Raw genomic sequence first — 25,772 nt, 5'->3', positions numbered from 1 at the left:
AGCATGAGATCAATTCTAAGTATCCTGTTTTTACTTCCACTGTGGGTGTGTGCCCAGCAATATGATATATTGATCGCTAACGGAAAAATTCTGGATGGTACCGGTAACCATTGGTACTATGCGGATCTTGCCGTAAAAGATGGAAAGATCATTGCCATAGGAAAATTAATACCACAGGATGCAAAACGAGTGATCGATGCAAAGGGTCTAATAGTTGCACCCGGCTTTATTGATGTACACACGCATATCGAAGGCGAAGAAAAACGAACTCCCACGGCTGAAAATTTTATTTATGATGGTGTTACAACAGTTATCACAGGCAACTGCGGATCATCACAGGTGGATATGAAAAAATATTTTGCATTCATCGATAGTTTAAAAACATCCATCAACATTGCTGCACTTATTGGACATAATGATGTTCGCAGAACAGTACTTGGTCGTGCCATGAAAGATCCAACAGAAGCGGAAATGAAACAGATGATATTGATCGTTGAAGAAGCAATGAAAGACGGGGCGGTTGGTTTTTCTACTGGTTTAATTTATATACCAGGCACTTATTCTAAAACAGATGAAGTGGTAAAGCTGGCTGGTGCTGCTGCAAAATACAATGGCGTGTATGCAAGTCATATCCGCAACGAAGGCGATAGCGTGGCCGTTGCCATTCGTGAAGCAATACAGATCGGTTACCTGAATAAAATGCCTGTTGAAATTTCGCACTTTAAAGTCAGTGGACAGCAAAACTGGGGAAGAAGTAAAGAAACTGTTGCCATGATTGAAACTGCAAGAAGAGAAGGTGTGGATGTAACCATTGATCAATATCCATATACTGCCAGCAGCACTTCACTCGGCACATTGATACCTGATGAAATTTTAGCTGATGGACAAGATTCTATTGTTGCAAGATTGAACCGGCCTGATGTAAGAAAATATGTTGTTGCATCAATGTTGAAAAGCTTGAAGAAACGTAAACTGAAACATTTCAGTTACCCCGTTGTTGCCAATTATCGTTTCGATACAACCTTGAATGGAAAAAGTATTGAGCAGGTAAATCTTATTAAGGGAAAGAAACACAAAGCAAGTGCTGAAGCAGAAACCATTGTTGAAATGGTGATCAACGGTGGCGCACAAATGGTATTTCATGGCATGAGTGAGAATGATGTAAAACGCATTATGCAATATCCCTTCAATATGTTTGCAAGTGATGCAGGCATTCGTGCATTTGGAAGCGGCGTACCACACCCACGTGGGTATGGTACTAACGCAAGAGTGCTGAGTAAATATGTGCGTGATGAAAAAATATTGACGCTTGAAGAAGCCGTACGAAGAATGACATCGCTTCCTGCACAAAAATTTCAATTAAAAGATCGTGGCTTATTAAGAGAAGGTATGGCTGCTGATATTGTGATCTTTGATGCTGCAACAGTAAAAGACAATTCTACTTTTGAGCAACCGCATCAATACTCAACCGGCTTTCAATTTGTATTGGTGAACGGGCAAGTTGTGGTTGAAGAAGGAAAACACAATGGCACAAGAAGCGGTCGGTCGCTAAAAGGGCCAGGTTATCAACAATAAAAAATTATGTGGACATTCATTAATGGAAATTGGATAGAAGCTCAAAAAGCAACTTTGCATGTGAGCGATCTTTCTGTGCAACGAGGTTATGGCGTATTTGATTTCTTTCGCACAGTTAACCAGGTTCCGTTGTTTATCGATCAACATCTTGAACGTTTGAATCACTCTGCTTCCGTCTTAGGTTTACAGCTTCCGTATAGCAACGAAGAGTTGAAAAAAATTATTCGTGAACTTATCGGCAAAAATGATCTTTCGACTTCAGGAATTCGTATTACAGTAACTGGTGGTTATGCGGCTGATACCTACACCATCAGCACACCGAATATCATCATCACGCAAGCTCCGTTAATAATGGATGAGGGGTTTGACGAGAACAAAGGCATACATCTCATCACCGAAGAATATGTGCGTGAGCTACCAACCGTAAAATCGATCAATTACCTTATGGGTGTTTACCTGCAACAAAGAGTGAAAAATGCAGGTGCAGGCGATGTACTATATGTTAAGAACAGATGCATCAGTGAATTGCCACGTTCAAATGTATTTGTTGTTACAGCAGATAATAAATTAATCACTCCGAATGAATATGTATTGAATGGCATTACCCGAAAATATATTCTGCAACTGGCATCATCAATTATGGAAGTAGGAGAACAAGAGGCGACACTAAATGATGTGCTCAATGCAAAAGAAGTATTTGTGAGCAGCACTACAAAACGACTGCTGCCGGTTTTCTCTGTAAACGGTCACAAAATCGCTGATGGCAAAACAGGAGCCATCACTGCAGACCTATATCAACGTTTTCTCCAACTCGAACAACAATCGGCCAGCACATCTGCAGGTGCTTAGCTTTTCCTGGTACTGATATAAAAGTCACGCAGCAACTCAGCACCTTTTAACTTATTGGGATCTTTCCACCAGCTTTGCTTTTGCCATTGCAAATAATCTTTACGTTCCTGTATTAGTAAAGTGTGGAGCAAAGGAGACGAAGAAGTTTGCTTTTGTTGTTTTGTTGCTGCCGGTACAGCGTAGTTTACCGGAATAATCGCCACCGGTTGAACTTTTCCTATAACTGTTGGTTGGGGCTGGTTATAGTTCTTTGTGAATTTATAAGTAACCGATGATTGGGGCAATTGCTTTTGCTGCCAATTGATCTGCTGCTGCTGATGATAACCTGCAAGTTGTTGGAGGGTGGGTTTCTTTGGCAGGTTTTGTGCTGTTGCTGTAAAAGTGAGGATGAGTAAGATCATTATCAACCCAACTGTATTTTGCCGAATGGCGGAGATGAACTGCGGAAGTTGATAGTTGCTAAACATACACTGATTTTTTAATAGTAACCAATTACAGGGCATGATTAAACGGTAAAGAACTTGTTCCTGTAAGTTACAACACTAAACAAACAAATCAAATAGCTGTTATTGAAACACAGCGGACAATCATTCTGTAACTTCGTCGGCTTACTATTATGAAAATACTCTGGCAATATTTAAAACCATACCGCAAGCTTGTACTTGCTGCTTTGCTTCTTGCAGGCATAGCGCAAATACTTTCGTTGTATGATCCAATCATTCTTGGTAGAATCATTGATGAGTATACGCTCAGTCCTGAAAGCAAACCAGAGCAAGAACTTGTTCGTGGTGTGTTGACTTTGTTGGGCATTGCTTTGATCATTGCACTTGCAGCCAGGCTGTTTTTGTCGTTTAAAGATTATGTGATGCGATTAGTTGTGCAGAAATTTGGTATGCAGATCTTTAATGATGGTTTGAAACAAATGCTGCGTTTGCCTTACCAGGATTTTGAAGACCAAAGCAGTGGTGAAATTTTATCGATACTGCAAAAAGTTAGAAACGATACGGAGCGATTCATTACCTCATTCATCAATATTTTATTTTCTTCTATTGTTGGTGTTGGGTTTTTGATCTGGTATGCATTTACAAAACATTGGGCATTGATCCCTGTATTTTTGATAGGTGTAGTTCTATTAGGAGGATTGACCAGTATACTTAGTCGCTCCATTAAAGTTTTACAGCGTTCACTTATTCGTCAGAACAGGCAAATGAGTGGAACGATCACAGAAAGCTTGCGCAATATTGAATTAGTGAAAAGTCTTGGGCTTACTTATCCCGAAATAAAACGTCTTCGCAAACACACGCAGGAAATTTTTGATCTTGAAATGCAAAAGGTGAAAAAGATCCGTTCACTTTCTTTTTTTCAAGGCAGTATTCTGATCATTCTAAAACAATCGATCCTGTTCATTTTACTATGGCTCATCTTCCGTAAAGTGTTATCGCCGGGTGAATTGATATCGATGCAATTTATTTCCACCGGCATCATTGGACCTTTGCAGGATCTTGGAAGTATTATTCTTTCTTATCGTGAAGCAGAAGCTTCATTGCAATTATTTAATGAACTAATGTTGAAACAAACCGAGTATCGTCCTGAAGAACCGGTTGACGTGGGAGAAATTGAACACCTGCGTTTTGATAAAGTTAGCTTTCGGCATCGCACAGCCACAACCAATGCATTGGAACGTATTTCATTTGATGCATCCCTTGGAGATACCATTGCATTTGTTGGTCCATCAGGTTCAGGTAAGTCGACATTAGTAAAATTATTGGTGGGCTTATACATACCGGTTAATGGTGATATTTTGTATGATGATGTGTCATCGAAAGACATACGTTACAACCGAATGCGCAAACAATTGGGGTTTGTTACACAGGAAACACAACTATTCTCCGGCAGCGTTCGTGATAATATGAAGTTTGTAAAACCCGATGCAACAGATGAAGAGATCTATTCGGCTTTAGAGAAAGCATCAGCACTTAACATCATCAACAGTAAGGACCAGGGTTTAGATACTCTATTGGGTGAAGGTGGTAAGAAGCTATCAGGGGGAGAAAAACAACGTTTATCGATTGCCCGTGCTTTGTTACGGAAACCACGATTACTGATCTTTGATGAAGCAACTTCTGCTTTAGATTCTATTACGGAAGAACAGATCACCAAAACTGTTCGTGAGATCTCCAGTTTAAAGCAACAGATCACTATTCTTATTGCACATCGTCTTTCCACTATCATGCATGCCGATGCGATTTTTGTACTAGAAAAAGGAAAGATCGTTGAGCAAGGCGATCATGATGCATTGGTGGCCAACAAAGGATTGTACTATGCCATGTGGCGCCAACAGATTGGCGAACGGAAGACGATGGCGGCGGCTATTGATGAAGACGAGGATGAAATTGAAGAAGCAGGCTAACGGTTGTGTATCACCGAAAAAAGTTTTCAGCTATAACCTATCAACTTATTAAATAATCTGTTTATCAAACAGCTTGATTATAATTGAAGTTGTATATAACAACAATTATTCATTTTTATTTTTAATCATAGGTTCATTGGTCTTACGGGAAAAATACCCCTTAGGAGGTATTGCATTTCATTAGAAATTTATCTTTCTTTAATGTACGTCAGTAATAATGACGGCCTTATATCAATCATTTACCTTCCGGATAATTACAGTTAAAAAAATTCAAAACAATGCGACTTCTATATGCTTAAAAGGCATACTGTGTCCATCCATCCCTGAATAGCCAAAGGAATAATTGATCAACCCTCTGCAAACAACAGGATCACTCCTGTAACCCAAACCATATTGCATAACTATCAACTGCTTTTATGAAAAAAGTCGTTCTCTGCACTCTATTGCTGTGTGCTTACATGGCCGCCATTTCTCAAAACCCTCTATTGCTGAAAGATGTTGCTCCCGGTTCTGCCGGCGGTAGTATACAGCAAATAGTTAAAACAAGTAACTATACTTTTTTTAATCAAAACGATGGTGGGGCTCCTACCGACCGAAGTTTGTACCGTACAGACGGAACAAGTGTAGGTACTATTAAACTAAATCTTACCCATCCCGGTTATATCAGTACAAAAGCTGATAAGCTTACCCCCTTGGCAAATAAAACTGTTTTTGCTGGCGACAATATTGCTGGTTATGGCGAAATATGGGCAAGCGATGGTACGCAGGCGGGAACTGTGGCTATCGAACGATTTCAACCTGTCAACAACAAGATACCCGTAGTAGAGATAAACTCAATGGGAGCTTATTCTTATTACAGCGTTATCAGTAAAAGCCCGGTTGATAACCTCAACCATGCTTATTTACGAAAAACAGATGGAACAGCAGCAGGCACTTCATTAGTGTATGATTTCAGTGCATTTAACGGAGTACCAGATGTAGTTTTTCTTACCCCGGTTAACGATATTCTTTATTTCATCGTTTATGATGCAGGAGGTACGGGAGTCGATCAATTGTGGAGAAGTGATGGTACTCCTGCCGGCACATACATGGTTTATAATTTTACAACTGCTGCTTTCGTCGAAGGATTTATTATGCCGGCAGGCAATGTTTTTTATATTCTCATTGGCAGTGTTGTTAGCGGTGTGCGTCAAAATACATTATGGAAAAGTGATGGTACTGCTGCAGGTACTGCTCCTTTAAAACTAATAGGTACAGGCAACAACTATACTTATCCTGCCTTTGCCAGAATGGGTTCTACCTTATACTTTGCGGGACAAGACGGCAACGGAAGAGAGCTTTGGAAAACAGATGGTACCGAAGCGGGCACAGTTCGCTTAACAGATATTAATCCAGGTGCAGCAAGTGCTAACCCGATTAATTTTACTGTTTTCAATAACGCTCTTTATTTTTCTGCTAACAACGGAACAAATGGAACTGAATTATGGAAATATGACGGTTCCGCTGCTACAATGGTGGAAGATATTTTACCGGGATCGGGCAGCAGCAACCCTTCTTTCTTAGTTGAATCCAATGGAACCATTTTGTTTCAGGCAACAAATGGTTTAACAGGTAACGAATTGTGGATTACAGATGGTACTGCTGCTAATACTAAACTAGCGGCAGATATAAATATTTCCGGTTCTTCTTTACCAAATTTACTAACACCCGGCAACCCGGTTTATTTTGCAGCAAATAACGGAGTGAATGGCTTTGAAGTATTTAAATACGATAACTCGGGGGGTATTCAGAATATAAAGACCAAGTTATATGTAAACGATAACAGCACCGCAGGTGATGTGTTTACAACCGCCATTGGTAATAACGCCAATGCAGGTACAGCAGCAGCGCCCTATGCAAGTTTGCAATATGCAATATCGCAAGCAGCTCCCGGTGCTGTTATTTATGTAGATGCAGGCGCCTTCTCAGAACAGGTTATTATTGATAAAGGAGTTACTATTATTGGTGCAGGGCAAACGCTTACCTTTTTTACGCCACCAACCTCTTCATTAGTACCTGCACCCGGGCCGTTTACCGAAATAGGATTATTTGAAACAACGCAGAATATTGGCGATGTGCATATCTCCGGTCTTTCTATAAACAGTAATAATGCTTCACAAAACATCGTTATACAAAGCGGTGGCAGCGTAAAGAATTGCACTTTACTAAAAGGAGGTCAGGGTATTTTCTTCCGTATAGAATCTGCAACAAAAACAGCAGTTATTGAAAACAACTTTATTCAGCCGCAGGGTATTGGAATTAATTGCCAGGGAGCGGGGCTAACAGCACTTATAAAAAACAATACCATTACAAATACTACAGAATTTTATTCCGGCATTTTTGCAGGGCTTGATTTCGGGCCACTGCCGTCACTAACGGTTACAAACAACATCATTAATAATTATGCTTCATATGGCATTGGAATTTCAGGAGCCAGTTATAATGGCACGATTAACCAGAATAGTTTCACAGGCGCAGGTATTGCTATCAACCGAAATGGAAACAGTGGCAATACATTACTTGCTACGTGTAATTGGTTTGGTTCCTCTGATGCAGGAACTGTAGCATCGAAAATAATTGGAACGGTTAACTATACACCTTTTCTAACCAGTGGAACTGATGGTAGCAGCAACGTAGGTTTTCAACCAACCGCTTCCTGCCCTCCGGGTAATACATGGTATGTAAATAATAACAGTTTAGGTGGTGATTTATTTACGACTGCTGTTGGCAATAACGCCAACGCAGGAACTCCGTCTGCACCATTTGCTACTATACAGTATGCCGTAAACGCTGCCGCTGCAGATGATATTATTTATGTAGATGCGGGAACCTATACCGAACAGGTGACCATTACAAAAGGAATTACAATTATAGGTGCAGGTCAAACCCTCACTTCTATTTTGAAACCTGCTACAACAGTTGCGCCTCCTGGTCCGTTTACTGAACAGGGCGTAATACAAACAGCACAAAATATCGGCGATGTAAATATCAAAGATGTGTCTGTAACCGGTAATTATAATGTAGGAGTAACACCCATCATAATACAAAGTGGCGGAAGTGTGCGTAATTGTAAACTGCAAGGCGGAAATCAGGGCTTATTTGTAAGGATTGATCCTGCTACCAACCCTGCTGCAAAGACATTTATGATTGAAGGCAACTCCATTGATGCAGAATATATAGCAGTAAATGTGGAAGGAACAAACCTTACTGCAATACTTAATAATAACACAATCACTGCAAATAACGCAGGGTTCTCTTCGGGCCTATGGGCCGGGATGGATTTTGGTCCAATAGGTCGATTGACGGCAACCAATAATTTATTCAATAAATACGTTACCAGTGGCATACAAATCTCCGCATCCAATGCAAGTATTACACAAAATGCGTTTACAGGCACGGGAGCGCTGGCAATTAACAGAACAGGTGGAGCTAATATTACTGCCAACTGTAACTGGTATGGTACAACTAATCCAACCTCTATTCTTACAAAAGTAAATACCGGTGTTACATACTATCCGTGGTTTATTGATGGTACAGATGCCAGTAGCCAACCCGGATTTCAGCATAATGAAACATGCGGAGCAAGCAGTAATATTTATTATGTAAATGACAACAGCACCTCAGGAGATCTTTTTACAACTGCAGTTGGTAATGATGCGAATGCAGGTACCACGCCCACAGCTCCTTTAGCAACAATTGATGCAGCGCTTACAAAAGCATCGCCGGGCGCTACCATTTATATAGATGCAGGAACCTATTCAATACAAAACACGACGATAGGTAAACAGGTTCAAATTATTGGAACAAATTATAATGCATCGCCCAATAGTTCATCTGATCCTTTACTGATTAATCCGGTACGTAATGCAGAATCAATCATCGATAACTCAACATGGAACATTGGTGCAGATGGCATAAGCATTACGGGTTTAACCTTTACCCCAACCGGTAATGCTGTTGTTTTGAATAATGCATCTTTTGGAGGTATTACTTTGAGCAGAAACCGGGTAAAATTAAACAGCATATTCCCTGCATTCGTTTTCCTTGGCTCAGGTACCGGCACAAGTATTTCTTCCCTTGTTAACTGGGGATTGACAATAAATGAAAACAGATTTGAAAAAGAAGATGTTTCCTCTGGAAATTCAGTGCGGGTAAACCGTTTTGGCGGTGTGAATATTAATAATAATTCATTTGTGGTAACAGGTAGTACAGAGCGTACACAAAACAGTATTGCAATTGGTAATGTAGGCGTTGTAGCCTACCTAAATATCAATAATAATATTTTTGACAGGGCAGCTTCCGCAATCTTTGCTAATAGCGTTGGATATTACACCTATATAAATAAGAATGTTTTCAAGAATTCAATTTTTGCATTCAATGGAAATAATTCATTTGCGGAAATGTCCACAATTGAATTTAACAATAATACACTAGATGGTAGTGGTGGCATTGTTCCTTTTGTTCAATACAACCGACAAGGCGGTAATGCGGTTGGCGCTACATCATCGTTTACAGTTGAAGGTAATAGTATTACGGGTACGGCTATTGTAGGCACTACAACCATACTGGGCAGTATGAATTTAATTTTTATGAACAGTGTTTTAAACCCTTCATTAACAATACGGAATAATAAAATATCATTTAGTGGAGATTTAAGTTCGGTACCGGCGCATCTCATTCGTCCTATTATGCTTCGTGGTAACCTGTTAAATGCTGTGGTTGAAAAAAATGAAATCAATTTAACAGGAATCAATCAGCAACCAAAAACAGAAGGAATTGATTTGCCTGTGAGTCCTGCAATTACTTTGCATCCAGATAACGGAAACTTTTCATTCTTACAAACCGGCTCTGTTGTTAATATTCGCAACAATAAAGTACATGGTTTTAAACATTCCTTTGTTGTATTCGATGCTGTAGCTGGAGCAGATCCATATGTAGGTTTTGGTAATCTTCCGTTCGGCGCTACTGTAAACGTAAATAACAACAGTTTCACCGGAGACTCTATGAGTATTAACCATAGCAATGTAGGAGAGGTAGTGAATGCTTCCTGCAATTGGTACGGTTCCGCAGCAGCACAGGATTTTATCAACAAACTTCCTCTAACTGCTAATCTGGATTTTGCGCCCTGGCTAACCAATGGCACTGATAATGATGCAGCCACAGGTTTTCAACCGGTTCCTAATACATGTGATGGTTATCCAACATTAATAAAATTAAACGGATCAACCAATGCAACATGCAATGGTGCTGCCAATGGAAGTATCAACATTACCACCACTTACGGCAAAGCTCCATTTACGTATACGTGGACCAAAGAAGACGACGCCAATTTTGTTTCGCATGATGAAGACCCGACTGGGTTGTTGGCGGGTATTTATCATTTGGCAATACTGGATGGTAATGGTGCAAACATTTACATCACCGATCCGGAAGCAAATGGCCCGGGCACTATTACTGTGACCATAACAGAGCCGACTGCATTAACTGCAAACATAGCCAACCAATCTTCCGCATGCTCTAACATAGCAACCGTAAATGCAGGTGGCGGCACTCCAGGTTATACTTACCTGTGGAGTAATGGTTCAACATCTTCAAATATCAGTGGTGTACCGGCAGGTAGTTACACTGTCACCGTAAAAGACGCAAACAATTGTGTAACTACTGCAACAGTTACATTAACAGTAGCGGAAGCATTTAATCCATCAGCTTCTGTTGCAAATGTTAAGTGCTTTGGTGAAGCGAATGGTACTATTACAGTTACCAATGCAAACGGAACTGCTCCGTTCATGTTCAGCAAAGACGGTGGAATAAACTTTGTTGAGGGTTCATTACCGTTTACATTCAACAACCTTGCACCAGGAACCTACAATATAGCAGTTAAGGACGCTGGCGGTTGTGTTGGCTTTGTTGAAAAAGTTATAACCCAGCCAACGCAGCTTATTGCAACTGTCGGCAGTATTCAAAGCACTTGTTTTGGGGCAAGTACAGGCGCAATAAACGTTACAGTTAGTGGTGGTGTGTCTGCTTATAGTTATAGCTGGACAAGAGACGGCGGCGGATTCACTTCATCACAACTCAACATTAGTGGTCTTGCTGCAGATAAATATAAACTTGTCGTTACAGATAAAAATCTTTGCACTTATGAACTGCAGGTAACAGTTCCAAGTTTCAATGTTATTAATGTAAGTGAAACTATAAAAAATGTAACCTGTCGTGGAGCAGCTAATGGTTCCATTTCCATCAATGCAAGTGGAGGTTCTAACTCATCATCAGGCTTTAGTTATTTATGGAATACTGGTTCAACCTCACAAACTATCAGCAACCTGGCACCAGGTAATTACAGTGTCAGAATTACCGACAATGGAAGCGGTTGCTTTATTAACAAACCTTATATTGTTACGCAACCTGCTTCTGCATTAGCTCTTACAACAGCCAAAACCAATGCGCTTGGTTGTAGCAGCCTCGGTATTATTACTGCAACAGGTAGCGGTGGTACTGCTCCTTATACATACAGTGTAAATAGTAATTTGATCAATGGAAACAGTATCGGTGGGTTATATGCAGGAGATTATACAGTGACTGTTACAGATGCAAATGGATGTACAACTAGTAAGCTTGTATCAATAACAGATAGTGGTGCTGATGAATTTGAAGGAAATAACAGTAAGAACCAGGCAAAAATAATACCTGTTGGTACTGAGGTAAGCGCACGATTAGCAATTGCCAATGATGTTGCCGACTGGTTTAAATTTACTGCACCAGGAAGTACAACAGGTTTGTACAGTGTTAAGATCACGCACCCGGCATCGGTCTACAGCTTTAATGTTTATGCTGCGGGTAACAATACACCTGCCATTACTCCGGTAAGTGTCATCGGAAATAATGAGAAACATTACCAGCTTGCAGCGGGTACTACCTACTTTGTAAGCATAACAACCGCCAACCTTTCCTTTGTATGTTACAATTTAAACGTAAGTGCATTGCAGCCCATTGAAACTACCAGTGCAGCTGCGGATTCACGTGAAGAAATATTACCACCAATAGTAAACGTGACAATGTTAAGCGCTTATACATATCCTAACCCACATAACGGCAACTTTACTCTAAGCATTGAATCGCCGGAAGATGGTGTGGCAACAGTTGAAATGTTTACAGTTACCGGGCAAAAACTAAGTGAGCGTAAAGCAAATGTTGTGAAAGGCAAAGGAAATACAGTGAAGTATAGCAACATGAATTATGCAATACTCTTCTACAAGGTTAGTATTGGTAAGCAAGTTGCAACAGGGAAAATTATAAGTCCCAATTAAATTGTGAGAATTGATGGTCATAAAAAGCCCCACATTAATTTGTGGGGCTTTTTTATTTAACTGAATTTATCGGCTTAATAACTCATTAACTTCTCAACATATTCTCTCAACCTTGCTTTCGCCATGAAATTCTGTTCCAGTTCAATATTGAATGGTATCGGTGTATCCAAACTTGCGCAACGCATCACCGGTGCATCGAGTAATTCAAAACAATGCTCTGCGATCCATGCTGCAATTTCACCGCCAATGCCACCAACCAGCGTGTCTTCATGTAACAACAAAACACGACCGGTGCGTTGCACCGCTGCACGGATCGCAGCATAATCCAATGGTGCAAGCGAACGCAGATCAAGAATATCAATGGAAATTTCGGGATGCTCTGCTGCATAATCTTCTGCCCAATGCACAGCAGCACCATAAGTAATGATCGCCATTTCATCACCACTACGTACATGTCTTGCTTTACCAATTTCAACTTCATAATATTCTTCCGGCACATCACCACTTACTGAACGATACAATGCTTTGTGTTCGAAATATAAAACAGGATTAGGATCATTAATAGCAGCGATCAGTAAACCCTTTGCATCAAATGGAGTTGATGGATAAACAATTTTCAATCCTGGAGTTTTTGTAAACCATGCTTCATTGCTTTGACTATGAAAAGGCCCAGCACCAACACCACCACCGGTGGGCATACGTATCACCACATCAGCATTTTGTCCCCAACGGTAATGGATCTTCGCCAGGTTGTTTACAATTTGATTGAAACCTACTGTTACAAAATCGGCAAACTGCATTTCCATCAATCCTTTGTAACCTTCAAGACTTAAACCAAGAGCTGCACCCACAATGGCACTTTCGCAGATCGGTGTGTTGCGTACACGCTCCTTACCAAACGCTTCGATAAACCCTTCAGTGATTTTAAACGCTCCTCCGTACTCGGCAATGTCCTGTCCCATCAATACAAGATTTGAATGTTGCATCATGCTTTGGTGAAGACCTTCTTTGATGGCATCAACAAAACGTTTGTCCTGAGTAGTGAAGGATGAATAATGAGTGATGTCTGAATGATCGAGCTTCTGTACCGAAGACTGATGACTATCGACTATCGACTCTGCAAACAAATCATCCAATTCTTTTTCCGTATCAATTTCCATGGCTTTGGCCTGGCTTGCCAATTGGAGCTCGCTATCGATCAACGTTTTTAATTCAGTACGTATTTCAGTAACGTCATCTTCCGTTAACACCGCTTCATGCAACAAATAGTTTTCAAAGTTCTTAATAGGATCTTTTTCTTCCCATATGTCAAACAAATGCTTGGGTACATATTTTGTTCCGCTGGCTTCTTCATGTCCACGCATGCGAAAGGTCATGCACTCGATCAAATATGGCTTCTGATGTTCAATGCAATAATTACGTACACCTTTTATAGTATCGATTACCGCCAAAATATTATTACCATCGATCTTCACTCCATCCATGCCATAGCCTCTTGCACGCTCTACCAAACTTTCACAACGGTATTGTTCGTTTGTGGGGGTGCTTAACCCATAACCGTTATTTTCAATGATAAAAATTACCGGCAGATCCCAAACTGCTGCTACATTCAATGCTTCGTGAAAATCGCCTTCGCTGGTACCACCTTCACCCGTAAATGCTAATGACACTTTCTGCTCCTGTTTAAGTTTATGTGCCAAGGCTACACCATCAGCAATGGCCAGCTGCGGTCCAAGATGTGAAATCATACCGCACACATAATGTTCTTTGCTGCCAAAGTGAAAACTTCGTTCTCTTCCTTTGCTGTAGCCTTCCTTATTGCCCTGCCATTGCATAAAGAGTTTATGCAGCGGCATATTACGTGTGGTGAATACACCGAGGTTACGATGCAACGGCATGATCCATTCATCGGAGTCGAGTGCTAAGGTGGCACCAACAGCTATTGCTTCCTGCCCAATTCCACTAAACCATTTGCTAATTTTTCCCTGCCTGAGCAATAAAAGCATCTTTTCTTCGATTAATCTGGGGTATAGCAAGCTTTTATAAATCCCCGTTAATTCAGTGTTGGTAAGGTTTTTGCGTTCGAAGAGCATTTTAAAATTAAATGTCTGATGAAATGAATGTCGGAAACGAGAAATTATGATTTATGATAAAAGCAACCGTTCCGGCGTGAATTCGATGTGGCAAATTAAAAAATTTAAAATCCTCACATGAAATGAGCCATAAAATTATCGTGACAGGTAGCGATTCTTTTATGGCGAATAACATGTGGCTAAAATCAATTTAATATCCTCACATGAAAAACAAAGTTCAGGTTTCGTTTCGTTTAAAAAAGGAAATTCTTTTTGCACTGTTTACCGTAGCCCTTCAGCTTCCATTAACCAGTATGGCTCAAGACCAACCTGTTGATGGTAGCAATAAGAAGGTTGTTTTTAAAGCTACTGAATTAAAAGTAAAACTGCAGGGCAACAATTGGCAATTTGCTTTCCCACGCATACAATTCAGATCGGCATTAAAAATCACGAACAGCAGTGGAGCAGTGGTGAAAGCGGTAATGGTTGATGAGGGACTGGAAACAACTAGCATTTCTCTCAGCAATTTGCCTAAAGGCATTTATCAATGTGTGTTGGAAAATCGCACTCAACGCTTTGCCGCCAGGGTAATGGTACGGTAATATATCTACCTTTCTTTCGCTTCTTCTTTCAATACCATTTTGTGCACAATAGAATTAATGATGGACAAGCAAATGCTGAAGAGCAATGCATACCAAAAACCATCCACAATAAATCCTTTTACAAAATATGCATCGAGCAGAATGATACCGGCGTTGATGACAAACAGGAATAAACCTAAGGTGAATATGGTGGCGGGTAATGTAAATAAAACAAGAATAGGTTTTACAACAGCATCAAGCAAGGCCAATACAAACGCAACTGCAATAGCTGTAAAAAAATGATTGATGCTGATGCCCGGCAACAGGTAGGCCAATACAAAGGCGTTAACAGCAGTGATAAGAACTTTTAAAACAAACTTCATACGTTGATGCTTTCAGAATGAAAATTAAAGATACTATTTACTATAATTGATATTCCAAATTATCTGAACATGAAAAAACGACTTGTCCGGGAATGAACAAGCCGTTTGCTAGTAGTTAAAATAGTATTACTGAATATTGAACCCAATACGTGCAAATAAGTACCGGCCGTTAAAACCCATTTGCTGCACACGACGGCTATACATGAATCGTCCTAACGACATATTACTTGAATGTTTCTGCAGATCCTGGTATTCATCAAAAATATTATTAGCACCAACAGTCACCGTAAAAAATTTTCCGATTTCATAACTCAACGAAAGATCTGTTACTGTTTTGGGTGAAAATTCCTGGTCAAGTGTTTCACGTTGGTTGTTGTTAAATGCATTCATTGGAAATGCTCCCGGGTTAGCAGGGTTTATTGTTGGATCAAGATAAATTACTTTTCCAAAATAAGCAGTGCGCACCATCACGCCGAATTTTTTGAACTTATAGTTCAACATAAAGCTTGCTTTTGATTTTGGATTAGCCACTTCAATCCGGCTCTGATCTTCACGATTAAAATAATTACCTAACTGGCCACTGTTGATCAATATCTGGCTTGCCTTGATGACTGGTTTTCCATCAGCTCCTTTGCGCACTTCATTATCAATAAACGTTGCAGCAGCAGTAAAACGAAACTTATGATCTCTGGCTACATTGAATGAATAATTAAGCACTGCTTCAATTCCTTTATTACGTGTATCAATTGCATTGGTAAAGAAGTTTGCTGTTTGTGCACCTGCTGCATTTAGCAATGTCTGCAAAGCAGGATCATTACCACCTGTAAAGTTGTTGGAGAGTACAATCCTGTTATCGATCTCAATAATATAACCATCTACCGTAATTTCTAAACCTGTAAATGGTTTTGCTGTAATACCTGCACTATAGTTTCTGCTTGTTTCTTCTTTCAACTCAGGTATACCAAGAATTTTTGCTGGTGCACTTCCGTTGGGAAATGTTCCACTTTCTGTTGCTACCAATCCACCCGGCGTTGATACAAATAATGTATTTGTTTTTGCATAAAAACGTTGTTGCATACTTGGTGCCCTAAATCCTGAACTTGCTGCTGCACGAATAGTAAATTTATCAGCGATCTTATAACGTGAAGCAAGTTTGTAATTTAATGTGCTTCCAAAGTCGCTGTAGTTTTCAAAACGCAATGCAGCTTCTACCATCCATGCACGGGTGAAGTCCTGTTCAACATCTGCATACAAGGCAATATTATTCCTGCTGAATGTGCCGGCAAAGGGTGGAGTAAATCCAGCAAACACTTGTGCACCTGCTGCCGCTGCAGATGGTATGTCATAATTTTTATAAGATGATTCTTCACCTGCTTTTTGTCCGTATTGATCAACCCGCAATTCACTACCAAATGCAAGGTTCATTCCATGGAGCACATTAAAATTTCTGCTGAAATCGATATTAGAAGTGATCTGTTGAAATTTCAATTCACCCGCATCAAATTTTGTTTGTGCATTGGTAGGAGTTTGAATAGCAAATTGTGAATAGTTGACAGAATTATCAATTGTAAAGCCAAATGTGTTTACACCAAACGTTTCGCTAAAGCTCGCATTCCATAAACCCACCTTTCCTTCAAAAGCAGCAGATATAGAATAATCCTGGATGTTTGTTTGAATGAGAGGAAGAAATCCCTCAGGATAAAGTTCTAATGCTTCGCCTCTGTAGGTTGGACCTGCGCCAGTAGGTAAAAATATTGAATTGGGGTAACGATAAAAGCCTGCAGCTTCACCATTCTTTTTATTATAGCCTCCAAATATGTTCAGGTTCCAGCCGTTACCCAAAGGAAATTGGCTGTTCATCATCACCGAACCGCCTGCAATTCTTGAATTACCAATACGCATATCAAATGTATTTCGGGTGGTACCTCTTGCAGCCATAATACTATCGTCTTTTATTTGCCCACCAACTGTTGGATAAATCTGGCCAGTATATGTTCCGGTTCGGTTACTAAAATCACGAAGGTTATATTCACCGCTTAAGTTGATGTATGCATTGTTTTTAAATCCAAATCCATAATTCAGGCCGGCCTGGAAAGTACCACCATCATTTACTTTTAGATCAGGAGCGTCTCCTCTGTTGGTTGTTTTATACAATGCATAATCTTTTGGATACTTCGTTACGTTTTGTCCGTAAGAAACACTACCACCTAGTACACCTGTATTTTTTTTCAATACAATATTGATGACACCAGCTATTGCATCGCTTCCATATTGTGCAGCTGCCCCATCACGTAACACTTCCACACGTTCAATAGCTGTAACAGGAATGGCACCAAGATCGGTTCCAACCTGTCCACGGTTAACTGTACCGTTTACATTTACCAAAGCGCTTTGATGACGACGTTTACCATTCACCAACACCAGTATTTGATCAGTTCCCAATCCCCTTAACTGGGCCGGGTCCACATGATCTGTTCCGTCGGCAATGGTTTGCCGGCTGCTCTGGAAAGAGGGCGCAACATAGGTGAGTATCTGGTTAAGATCTGTTTGGCCTACCTGGTTGGCAATTTGTGTGATTGGAATGATATCTACTGCAACGGGTGTTTCTGTTCTTGTTCTGCTGAGGTTACGACTGCCCACCACAACAATATCGGTTAACTGATCTGTTGCCAGCAACAATATCTCCAAGCCTGTTGTATTATTACCGATAACAATGTCTTTGCTTTCATAGCCAACATAGCTTACAGTAATTGATTTTGCCTGTGATGGAACTGACAACGAAAATTCGCCCGATGAGTTGGTTGTGGTACCTGCTGTACCGCCTTTTACAAGAACAGAAGCCCCTTGCAGTGGTTGTTTTGTTTTGTCGTCTTTTACTGTACCGGTAATTACTTTTTGCGCCGCAGAAAAGATGGGTAGAAATAACAGAACGACATAGAAGATTCTCTTGCTCATAGCATATGTTTTAGTTTGACAAAAAACGAGTAACAATGCGAACAGAAGAGGGTTCAGGAGGGGTGGTTCTACAGAACTAAGAAGCGATCATTTGCTATATGAAATTTAAGCATTAATCGCCGAAAAAAGATGCCGATGGCTATTTATTTTTGAATGATGTTGTCCAGGTACCGGTGAAGATCATGCGTAAAAAAACGAAAGCATTCCACAAAACGTAAAATGCTTTCGCTAACATAAAACAATAATTATTTATACCACTACCAGTTCGTAAAACTTTTCAGGATGCAGGTATTTATTAGCCAGCTCCTGCAATTCTTTCGCCGAAATGGTTTTGATGATATTGACGGATTTGTAAAAATAGTTTTCATCAAGACCATTCAAGATCAAATTTTTCCATCGGCCAATGATATGAAACGGACCGTCAAGGTCGCCTAGGATGGTACCGATAAGGTAGTTCTTTACCAACTGCAGTTCTTCATCATCCACCAGTTCTTCACGCAGGTCTTTCATTTCATTGTATATCTCTGTAATAGTTGCTTCACTCACATCTCTTCCTGCTTCGGTGCTGATCATCCATGCTGTGTTGCCAATATGGTTGAGAATGTAACTATGAATACCATACGTGTAACCTTTGTCTTCACGAATGTTACTCATCAAACGTGACCCGAAGAAGCCACCAAGCAATGTGTTTAACACTTGTATCGGTTGAAAATCGGGATGATGACGATTAGGAAACGGTTGCGCCAAACGAATGGCACCTTGCACACCATTTGGATCATTTGCTATCCTGTATTTCTTTTCTGCCGCAGGTGCAAACGGATGAATGATGGTTGGAATTTCTTTCTGATTCAGTGGTAACTGACCAATTGTTTTGTTGAGCTCCTGCTCAAAATCGGCAGGCAATACTCCGGCTGCAAAAATGATACACTTACCTTCGGTATAATATTTTTTATAGTAGGCCTGGAGCTGTTCCTGTTGCAACGCATCATAATCTTCCTTGTTACTGTATACACCATAAGGATGATCTTTTCCAAACACATATTCATCGATAAGTCGTCCCGCAACAAAATCACATTTCTTTAAATTCACAGTCAACCGCTGCTTCATATTCTGTTTGTAAATATCCAGTTCGTGTTGCGGATAGATAGCATCGGTGATCATTTCAGCAATAACCGGCAGGTGTGTTGCAAAATGCCGGTCGATACAATGCAAAACGATATTTGCGTTTTCATTGTAACAACCACGACTTAAATGAGAACCATAGTAATCGAAATGTTCGTTCAGTTGAAAAGCTGTTTTATTTTTTGTTCCGTTCTTAATTAGAAAGTTGGTAGCTGCAGCCACATTGTTCTGCTGCTCAAACCAGTTGCCTGCGCTGAATACCAATTCAAGGCTAAGTACTTCCTGGGTTCCTGCATTAACGGCGTAAACTTCCACGCCATTATCAAGCACGTATTTATCGTAAGGTTTTAGTTTAAGATCAAATTCTGTAGCGTCTTTTATTATTGGAGCTATGCTTCTGTTTAGCTGTTCTGTTGTTACACTCATGTTCTTAATTATTGCTTAAATAATAAAGCGTATTGCTATTCCCTTCATCAAAAATCTTTTTACTTTCTTCCAGCAATTCCTGGGCGGTAATACTTTGGTAACGTTGCAATTCATCGTTCATCAACTCTGCATCACCCAGCAATTCATAATAAGCAAGACTGTTTGCCCTACTCATTACACTCATGTCTTCGAACAGAATGGTGCTTTCTGTTTTATTGATCACCTTCTGCAATTCCTTGTCGTCAACCAACTCTGTTTTCATTTTCTCTACTTCTTCATTCACTGCTTTCTCAGCTTCTTCAATGTTAACGCCTTTCACCAGCTTGCCTTCAATTGTAAGCAATCCGGTATCAATACTTCCAAAGTGATAACATTCAATACTGCTGAAAAATTTCTTTTCTTTCACCAGTGATTCATACAAACGGCTGCTTGCTCCACCACCCAAAATATCAGTGATAAGATCAGTTACATAATAACCACGTTCCAGTCTTGATGCCATATGCCATGTTTTCACAAAAGCATCGAGCGGAACATCGGCTTTTATCTCCATGCGTCGTGCTTCTTTTTGTGCAGGTTCTTTTGTCAACTGCCGAACATATTTGTGACCTGCAGGAATTGAACCAAACCATTTTTCTGCAAGCTGTAACACTTTCTCTGTTTCAACATTACCAGCTACCACCAATATGGCATTAGAAGGTGTATAATGCTTAAAGAAAAAATTCTTTACATCCTGCAATTGTGCTTCTTCAATATGTTTTAACTCTTTACCAATGGTCATCCATTTATATGGATGTTCTTTATAAGCCATCTCTCGCATTTTGTGCCATACATCGCCGTAAGGTTTGTTGAGATAATGCTCCTTAAATTCTTCACTCACTACTTTGCGTTGTACATCCAAACTTTTTTCACTGAAAGCAAGACTCAACATACGATCACTCTCCAGCCAAAAAGCAGTTTCAATATTTTCTGCAGGTAACTGGCAATAATAATTGGTGAGATCGTTTGTAGTGTACGCATTGTTTTCACCCCCGGCTAATTGCAATGGTTCATCATAATCAGGAATATTGATAGAACCTCCAAACATCAAATGCTCAAACAAGTGAGCAAAACCAGTACGATTTTCTTCTTCATCACGTGCACCCACATCATATAACACATTTACCACAGCCATGGGTGTTGCAAGATCTTTATGGATCAACAGTTTTAAACCGTTGGAAAGTATATAACGTTCAAATTTGATCATAATTCAATTCTTCTAAAATAAATAAGTTGGTAAAATTCGGTAAAAAACAATTGATGGGGCAGCTTACTTTAAAATACTGCCAATTTTTAACTCAAACATTTGTGGTAACGCATTGCGGAAGATGAGAATACGCACTTTTTGTCCGGGAGTTTGCAACAAGGCTTTATATTGACTGATGCTGTTGCTGAAATTTGATTCAATACCGAAAATAATATCACCCGGAATGATGCCTGCTTTTTCAGCAGGTGAACCTTGTTGTACTTCAGTGACCATTATTTTTCCATCGATAAAATAATAATTCATTCCAGTATATGAATAATCGAATGCATCACGCAAATGTGTATTAGGCGTAAGATGAATTAAACGTTCAGGATAGTTAAGCACAATATTGAACCTCCGCAACAGATCACTGCCAATCAATCCTTTTACAGCAGGATATCCCAATACATTCGTGGAATCGGAATAAACGTGCAAAGGAATTTTTTTAAACTTATACGGACCAATATTTGCTTTTTTCACCGTAGTAAGCCGCATACCTATCTTACCAATTAATCCTTCCACTTGCGTGTTTACAGACTTTCTTGTTTTACTGATGAGCACACTGTCTTTTACAAACTGCTCGGCGAGTAGCAACGACAATCCAGCACCTGTATCAAAATAAAAATTCAGCAGGTAACTGCGTTCATCCTGCACCACGTGCTGTGTAATAGGAATAGAGGCAAACGCAGGTTTTAAAAATGTGCCACGTTTTGGATACTTATAATGACCCGGCATGTACACACTCATTACATGTTTATCGTAATCAAGTGCTACAATATACCTGCGCAGAAAAGAAAAACCGATGATGCCATCAACTCTCAATCCATACACTTCCGTAAGTATTTGATAATCGTTGATATGAAAATCAAGACCAGTTACATCAAGCCCCGGAAAATGCAGCGTGCCATTTTTATAATAGTTGATGTTTTTGGATCCGCCGATTCCTCTTACTGTCCGTTCACTGGGTTCAAGCAGAAGCCGGTAATAAACTGCTGTTGTGGTATCGAGTGAAATACCACCGCTGCCAGTATCTAAAATAAAGTTGAGTGTATCGGGCAAATCGTTGAGGGTGGCGTGCAGGATAATGATACCGCCTGTCAATTGCTCAAATTGAAAGCTTGTGAGCAGCCTGGCGGGGGGCATTTCGTTGTTTTGGGCACTAAGCTTTAAGCAAAGCAGCAGCAAGCATATCGTTTTGGTCAACTTCACCTTTCAATATTAATGGAAACTAACCGGAAAGACAACCGAAATAGGATGAACGCTTCGTGGTTGGTAAAATATCCGGACGTAAATTTGCAAATCGGCAACAAGGAACAGGCAAACAAATATCAACACTTTGCATTTTGCCAATTGCCCAGTTTATTCAACATTGAAAATCCAGCATATGAATCTCAACGATCTCTATCAGAAAGCTTCGAACTTCGAATTTTTAACGGTTGAGGAAGGAATGTTCCTGTTTGAACATGCACCGTTAACGGAATTAATGTTTGTAGCTGATGAATTAAGGAAGCAACAAGTGCCCCATGGAAAAGTGACCTGGCAGATCGACCGGAACGTAAACACCACAAACGTGTGTATCGCAAATTGTAAGTTCTGTAATTTCTTTCGCATCCCCGGGCACCCCGACGCATACATCACCGATATTGAAACGTATAAAAAGAAGATCGATGAAACTATTCGTTGGGGTGGCGATCAGTTATTGTTGCAGGGCGGCCATCATCCTGAACTTGGTTTGGATTTTTATGTGAAACTATTCAAACAACTGAAAGAGTTATATCCCAACATTAAACTGCACACGCTCGGGCCACCCGAAGTGGCACATATCACCAAGCTTGAAAAAAGTACGCATCATGAAGTGTTGAAAGCATTGAAAGAGGCTGGTATGGATTCTTTACCTGGCGCTGGTGCTGAAATATTGATCGATCGTGTTCGTCGTTTGATCAGCAAAGGAAAATGCGGTGCACAGGAATGGCTCGATATTATGCACGAAGCACACAAATTAAATATCACAACAAGTGGTACGATGATGTTTGGTCATGTTGAAACCTTACGTGAACGTTTTGAACACCTGGAAAAAATACGTGAAGTACAAAGCCGCAAACCGGAAGAAGCAAAAGGTTTTCTTGCATTTATTCCCTGGACCTTCCAGGATGTTGATACATTGCTCGCAAAAATTCGTGGTGTACATAATTTAACTACCGCAGAAGAATATGTTCGCATGATTGCTATGAGCCGTATCATGTTACCAAACGTAAAGAACATACAGGCAAGCTGGTTAACAGTAGGTAAACAAACTGCACAGCTTTGTTTGCATGCAGGCGCCAATGATTTTGGCAGCATCATGCTCGAAGAAAACGTAGTAAGTGCTGCAGGTGCGCCACATCGCTTTACATACAAATCTATACAGGAAGCAATTCGTGATGGAGGTTTTGAACCACAGCTCCGCAACCAGCAATACGAATGGAGAGAATTACCGAATGTGATTGAAGAACAGGTGGTGAATTATTGATGAGATAATTGATAGAAATACTGATAAACAAACAGCCGATGCGATGCATCGGCTGTTTGTTTATGTGGGATTTCTTCTTTAACCGAAACAGATTTGTCATCACAACGATTTATCAATCTTCACCACATCTGCCAATGCACCTGTTCCTTTTACCCCCGATGTAAATCCTGAATTCAAACCATATTTCACCACACCTTCAGTACCGCCAATTGTGCCACCGGCACTTCCGTTTCCACCTGCGAGTACAAAAGGAGTATCGCCAATTTTTACTGACGCCTTACCCATGATGCCTACATCGCTAAACTCATTATTATTATCAAAGGAAATATAAACCATTGCCTTTATGTCGGCACCGCCAGTGTTTGCAAAAAACTTTGCTTTGGCACCAACACCTGCTGCAAGTGTGGTAGTTCCTGTTCTGAAATTATGTTCATAGCTGGCCTGGTAAACTTTACCTACTTCAAGTGCGTATTTATTACAATCGGCTTTTATCTTGGCCACTTTCACATCAACTTCAATATTCAACCACTGCGGGCAACTGAGATCAAGATTGCGTGATGAAGCAATTAAACTATCAGCTTCTGCAGTAGTAAGAACAACACTGCATTCCATTGGAGGATCTAAAAATTGTCCGCTGCCCCAACATTGTGCAAGCACAACAAAATACTGTTGCAGGTTACGATACACCATAATTCTGTTTCCTGCGCTGGGATCAAGGGAAACAATATTGATGAGATCGTTGAGGTATTCCCGCCAGATGCCTACGGCCCTGTTAGCTCTTTTTGTAACAAAGGCATTGTACTCTGCAACAAAAGCATCCATGATGGGTTTTTTAATGTCGCAGCATTTTTTAATGTAAGCTTCATACTCACCATGGGTTGCACCCGCCGGTGCCTGCGGGCATTGCACGGCCATCATTTTTGCGCCGTAACTATTGAGTAATTGTTCAATATGGTTGATATCGAGTTCATTGAAAAATAACAATTCTTCTGATGTATACACTTCATGCAGATCTTTAAGCAGGGCTTCCACATAATCAGCATAAATACTTGGCATCTGTTCGCCGTCTCGTTTAATTTCTTCTGGAGAAAGTTGCGCCTTGCTGTTCCAGTACATCATTTCATCGGCAACTGATTTACTAAATGATTCGCCTTTAATTTTTGCATTTGCTGTTTCATCTGTTCGTTCGGGCAGGGCAGGTATTTTAAAATTCTGGAACGATAATTCACCAAAATAATTACGACCTGGAACATTACGCTTCTTGCGAAGTTGATAAATGTTGAATGCTTTGTCTTTGCCACGAAGCAAAGCCATGGTGCTTCTGCGGTATGCTACTTCTAATTCTTTTTCAAAATACCTCATGCCTTCTTCGTACAGTTCATAGTAGAATTTGATCATACCCATACTGCGGTTTGCCTCCGGGTTTAACGGATCGTATTGCAAACATTGTTTTAAAAACATTTCAGCCATACCAATGTCTCCAAGACCTAGATAAGCCTGCCCCATATTATTCAGCATCATACTATTGTTGGGATCGCCTTGCAATTGATTCATCAAAATAGGAATGGCTTTGTGTTGAAAGCCTGTCATGTTCATAATTGCTGCTACATTGTTCCAACCTGTTTGATCGTTCACATCTTTCAAAGCAGCTTCTATTGCAATAAGAAGTGATTGCTCGGGTTTGTCCGCATAAAAAGTTCCGATTGCTGATTGCTGAAGCGCTTCTGCATTTTGCCCTGTAACAATTTTCTTTACTTCCTGAACTACGGAGGGCTTTACAACAGTTTCAATTTGTTGCTTTGTTGTACGCAGCATATCACTCAGCTGAATTAACGATGGTGGTTGTATTGGAATTAGTGAAAGACGCTTCACATCTTTCGCCGGCAGTTGTACTTTAAAATCAGGCAGCGTCATTTCATCTAACTTAAAATTTGCCTGTTGTGCAATTTCTTTTGCCTGCGTGCTGTATTTCTTCTGCATTTCTTTTTTGTATGCTTCCAGTTCAGCCGGGCTCATCTTCATCATTTTATTTACATCGGGCATTGCAGGGTTTGTTTGTGAAACCCCCTTCAATGCAGTGATAGAAAAAACAATAATTATAAACAGTGTTTTCATTTGATGATAATTTGAGAATATAAAAATAGAAATGGTTATTGGGTTGATTTTTTGCTAACTGCATCAATTGAAATTTCTGATGTATGAATTGCGAAAGTGAGTGCATTCTAAAACCTGTTGCAGTTTTTTGGAAAGCCCAGCGGTTTT

General features: G+C 40.2%; 14 protein-coding genes. 6 read left to right on the top strand and 8 right to left on the bottom strand.

Annotated features, from left to right (window positions below):
- The first annotated feature begins 3 nt into the window (after positions 1-3).
- Positions 4-1,575 (top strand): N-acyl-D-amino-acid deacylase family protein, encoded by a 1,572-nt coding sequence (locus tag ACO1QW_RS20170; protein ID WP_486261198.1) that lies wholly within the window; start codon positions 4-6, stop codon positions 1,573-1,575.
- A gap of 6 nt (positions 1,576-1,581) precedes the next feature.
- Positions 1,582-2,424, top strand: coding sequence for an aminotransferase class IV (locus ACO1QW_RS20165; RefSeq protein ID WP_486261196.1), 843 nt, complete (start codon positions 1,582-1,584; stop codon positions 2,422-2,424).
- Here the strand turns inward: ACO1QW_RS20165 and ACO1QW_RS20160 are convergent.
- Entirely contained in the window at positions 2,421-2,891 is a 471-nt protein-coding gene (locus tag ACO1QW_RS20160; protein WP_486261194.1) for a hypothetical protein, read from the bottom strand. The two genes, ACO1QW_RS20165 and ACO1QW_RS20160, sit on opposite strands and share 4 nt — an antisense overlap.
- 149 nt (positions 2,892-3,040) lie before the next feature.
- Between ACO1QW_RS20160 and ACO1QW_RS20155 the strand changes: the two genes are divergently transcribed.
- Both ACO1QW_RS20155 and ACO1QW_RS20150 read left to right on the top strand, forming a co-directional pair.
- Positions 3,041-4,834 carry an ABC transporter ATP-binding protein gene (locus ACO1QW_RS20155; RefSeq protein WP_486261192.1) on the top strand — a complete coding sequence of 598 codons (1,794 nt, stop codon included), beginning with the start codon at positions 3,041-3,043 and terminating at the stop codon, positions 4,832-4,834.
- Between the two features lie 416 nt (positions 4,835-5,250).
- Positions 5,251-12,180, top strand: coding sequence for an ELWxxDGT repeat protein (locus ACO1QW_RS20150; protein ID WP_486261190.1), 6,930 nt, complete (start codon positions 5,251-5,253; stop codon positions 12,178-12,180).
- 74 nt (positions 12,181-12,254) lie between these two features.
- Here the strand turns inward: ACO1QW_RS20150 and ACO1QW_RS20145 are convergent, their stop codons facing one another.
- Positions 12,255-14,273, bottom strand: a complete 2,019-nt coding sequence (locus tag ACO1QW_RS20145) for an alpha-ketoacid dehydrogenase subunit alpha/beta (protein ID WP_486261188.1) — start codon at positions 14,271-14,273, stop codon at positions 12,255-12,257.
- A 203-nt stretch (positions 14,274-14,476) separates the two neighbouring features.
- Between ACO1QW_RS20145 and ACO1QW_RS20140 the strand changes: the two genes are divergently transcribed.
- Positions 14,477-14,854 (top strand): hypothetical protein, encoded by a 378-nt coding sequence (locus ACO1QW_RS20140; protein ID WP_486261186.1) that lies wholly within the window; start codon positions 14,477-14,479, stop codon positions 14,852-14,854.
- Between the two features lie 5 nt (positions 14,855-14,859).
- Here ACO1QW_RS20140 and ACO1QW_RS20135 read toward each other — a convergent pair whose 3' ends face one another.
- The 5 genes from ACO1QW_RS20135 to ACO1QW_RS20115 all read right to left on the bottom strand — a co-directional run bounded on the left by ACO1QW_RS20135 (position 14,860) and on the right by ACO1QW_RS20115 (position 22,144).
- Entirely contained in the window at positions 14,860-15,216 is a 357-nt protein-coding gene (locus tag ACO1QW_RS20135; protein WP_486261184.1) for a phage holin family protein, read from the bottom strand.
- Positions 15,217-15,342: 126 nt separating this feature from the next.
- On the bottom strand, positions 15,343-18,171 hold the full coding sequence (locus tag ACO1QW_RS20130; RefSeq protein ID WP_486261183.1) for a TonB-dependent receptor: 2,829 nt from the start codon (positions 18,169-18,171) through the stop codon (positions 15,343-15,345).
- Positions 18,172-18,420: 249 nt separating this feature from the next.
- A complete protein-coding gene (locus tag ACO1QW_RS20125; RefSeq protein WP_486261182.1) occupies positions 18,421-19,719 on the bottom strand; it encodes a M16 family metallopeptidase in 1,299 nt (432 codons plus the stop codon).
- A gap of 4 nt (positions 19,720-19,723) precedes the next feature.
- Entirely contained in the window at positions 19,724-20,962 is a 1,239-nt protein-coding gene (locus tag ACO1QW_RS20120; protein WP_486261181.1) for a M16 family metallopeptidase, read from the bottom strand.
- 63 nt (positions 20,963-21,025) lie between these two features.
- Positions 21,026-22,144, bottom strand: a complete 1,119-nt coding sequence (locus ACO1QW_RS20115; protein WP_486261180.1) for an aspartyl protease family protein — start codon at positions 22,142-22,144, stop codon at positions 21,026-21,028.
- Positions 22,145-22,385: 241 nt separating this feature from the next.
- On the opposite strand from ACO1QW_RS20115, the gene mqnC reads away from it, so the two are divergent.
- A complete protein-coding gene (mqnC, locus tag ACO1QW_RS20110; RefSeq protein ID WP_486261179.1) occupies positions 22,386-23,510 on the top strand; it encodes a cyclic dehypoxanthinyl futalosine synthase in 1,125 nt (374 codons plus the stop codon).
- Between the two features lie 99 nt (positions 23,511-23,609).
- On the opposite strand, the gene ACO1QW_RS20105 is transcribed toward mqnC, so the two are convergent.
- Entirely contained in the window at positions 23,610-25,625 is a 2,016-nt protein-coding gene (locus tag ACO1QW_RS20105; protein ID WP_486261178.1) for a tetratricopeptide repeat protein, read from the bottom strand.
- Positions 25,626-25,772 lie beyond the last annotated feature (147 nt).

The sequence above is a fragment of the Lacibacter sp. genome (assembly GCF_057361365.1).
This window is presented reverse-complemented; position numbering and strand designations above follow the sequence as displayed.

Excerpts from the sequence above, each read along its gene's own strand:
- ACO1QW_RS20135 (WP_486261184.1), bottom strand. The coding sequence starts at position 15,216 with ATGAAGTTTGTTTTAAAAGTTCTTATCACTGCTGTTAACGCCTTTGTA.
- ACO1QW_RS20130 (WP_486261183.1), bottom strand. The coding sequence starts at position 18,171 with ATGAGCAAGAGAATCTTCTATGTCGTTCTGTTATTTCTACCCATCTTT.
- ACO1QW_RS20115 (WP_486261180.1), bottom strand. The coding sequence starts at position 22,144 with ATGCCCCCCGCCAGGCTGCTCACAAGCTTTCAATTTGAGCAATTGACA.
- ACO1QW_RS20125 (WP_486261182.1), bottom strand. The coding sequence starts at position 19,719 with ATGAGTGTAACAACAGAACAGCTAAACAGAAGCATAGCTCCAATAATA.
- ACO1QW_RS20150 (WP_486261190.1), top strand. The coding sequence starts at position 5,251 with ATGAAAAAAGTCGTTCTCTGCACTCTATTGCTGTGTGCTTACATGGCC.
- ACO1QW_RS20170 (WP_486261198.1), top strand. The coding sequence starts at position 4 with ATGAGATCAATTCTAAGTATCCTGTTTTTACTTCCACTGTGGGTGTGT.
- mqnC (WP_486261179.1), top strand. The coding sequence starts at position 22,386 with ATGAATCTCAACGATCTCTATCAGAAAGCTTCGAACTTCGAATTTTTA.
- ACO1QW_RS20160 (WP_486261194.1), bottom strand. The coding sequence starts at position 2,891 with ATGTTTAGCAACTATCAACTTCCGCAGTTCATCTCCGCCATTCGGCAA.
- ACO1QW_RS20165 (WP_486261196.1), top strand. The coding sequence starts at position 1,582 with ATGTGGACATTCATTAATGGAAATTGGATAGAAGCTCAAAAAGCAACT.
- ACO1QW_RS20105 (WP_486261178.1), bottom strand. The coding sequence starts at position 25,625 with ATGAAAACACTGTTTATAATTATTGTTTTTTCTATCACTGCATTGAAG.
- ACO1QW_RS20120 (WP_486261181.1), bottom strand. The coding sequence starts at position 20,962 with ATGATCAAATTTGAACGTTATATACTTTCCAACGGTTTAAAACTGTTG.
- ACO1QW_RS20145 (WP_486261188.1), bottom strand. The coding sequence starts at position 14,273 with ATGCTCTTCGAACGCAAAAACCTTACCAACACTGAATTAACGGGGATT.
- ACO1QW_RS20140 (WP_486261186.1), top strand. The coding sequence starts at position 14,477 with ATGAAAAACAAAGTTCAGGTTTCGTTTCGTTTAAAAAAGGAAATTCTT.
- ACO1QW_RS20155 (WP_486261192.1), top strand. The coding sequence starts at position 3,041 with ATGAAAATACTCTGGCAATATTTAAAACCATACCGCAAGCTTGTACTT.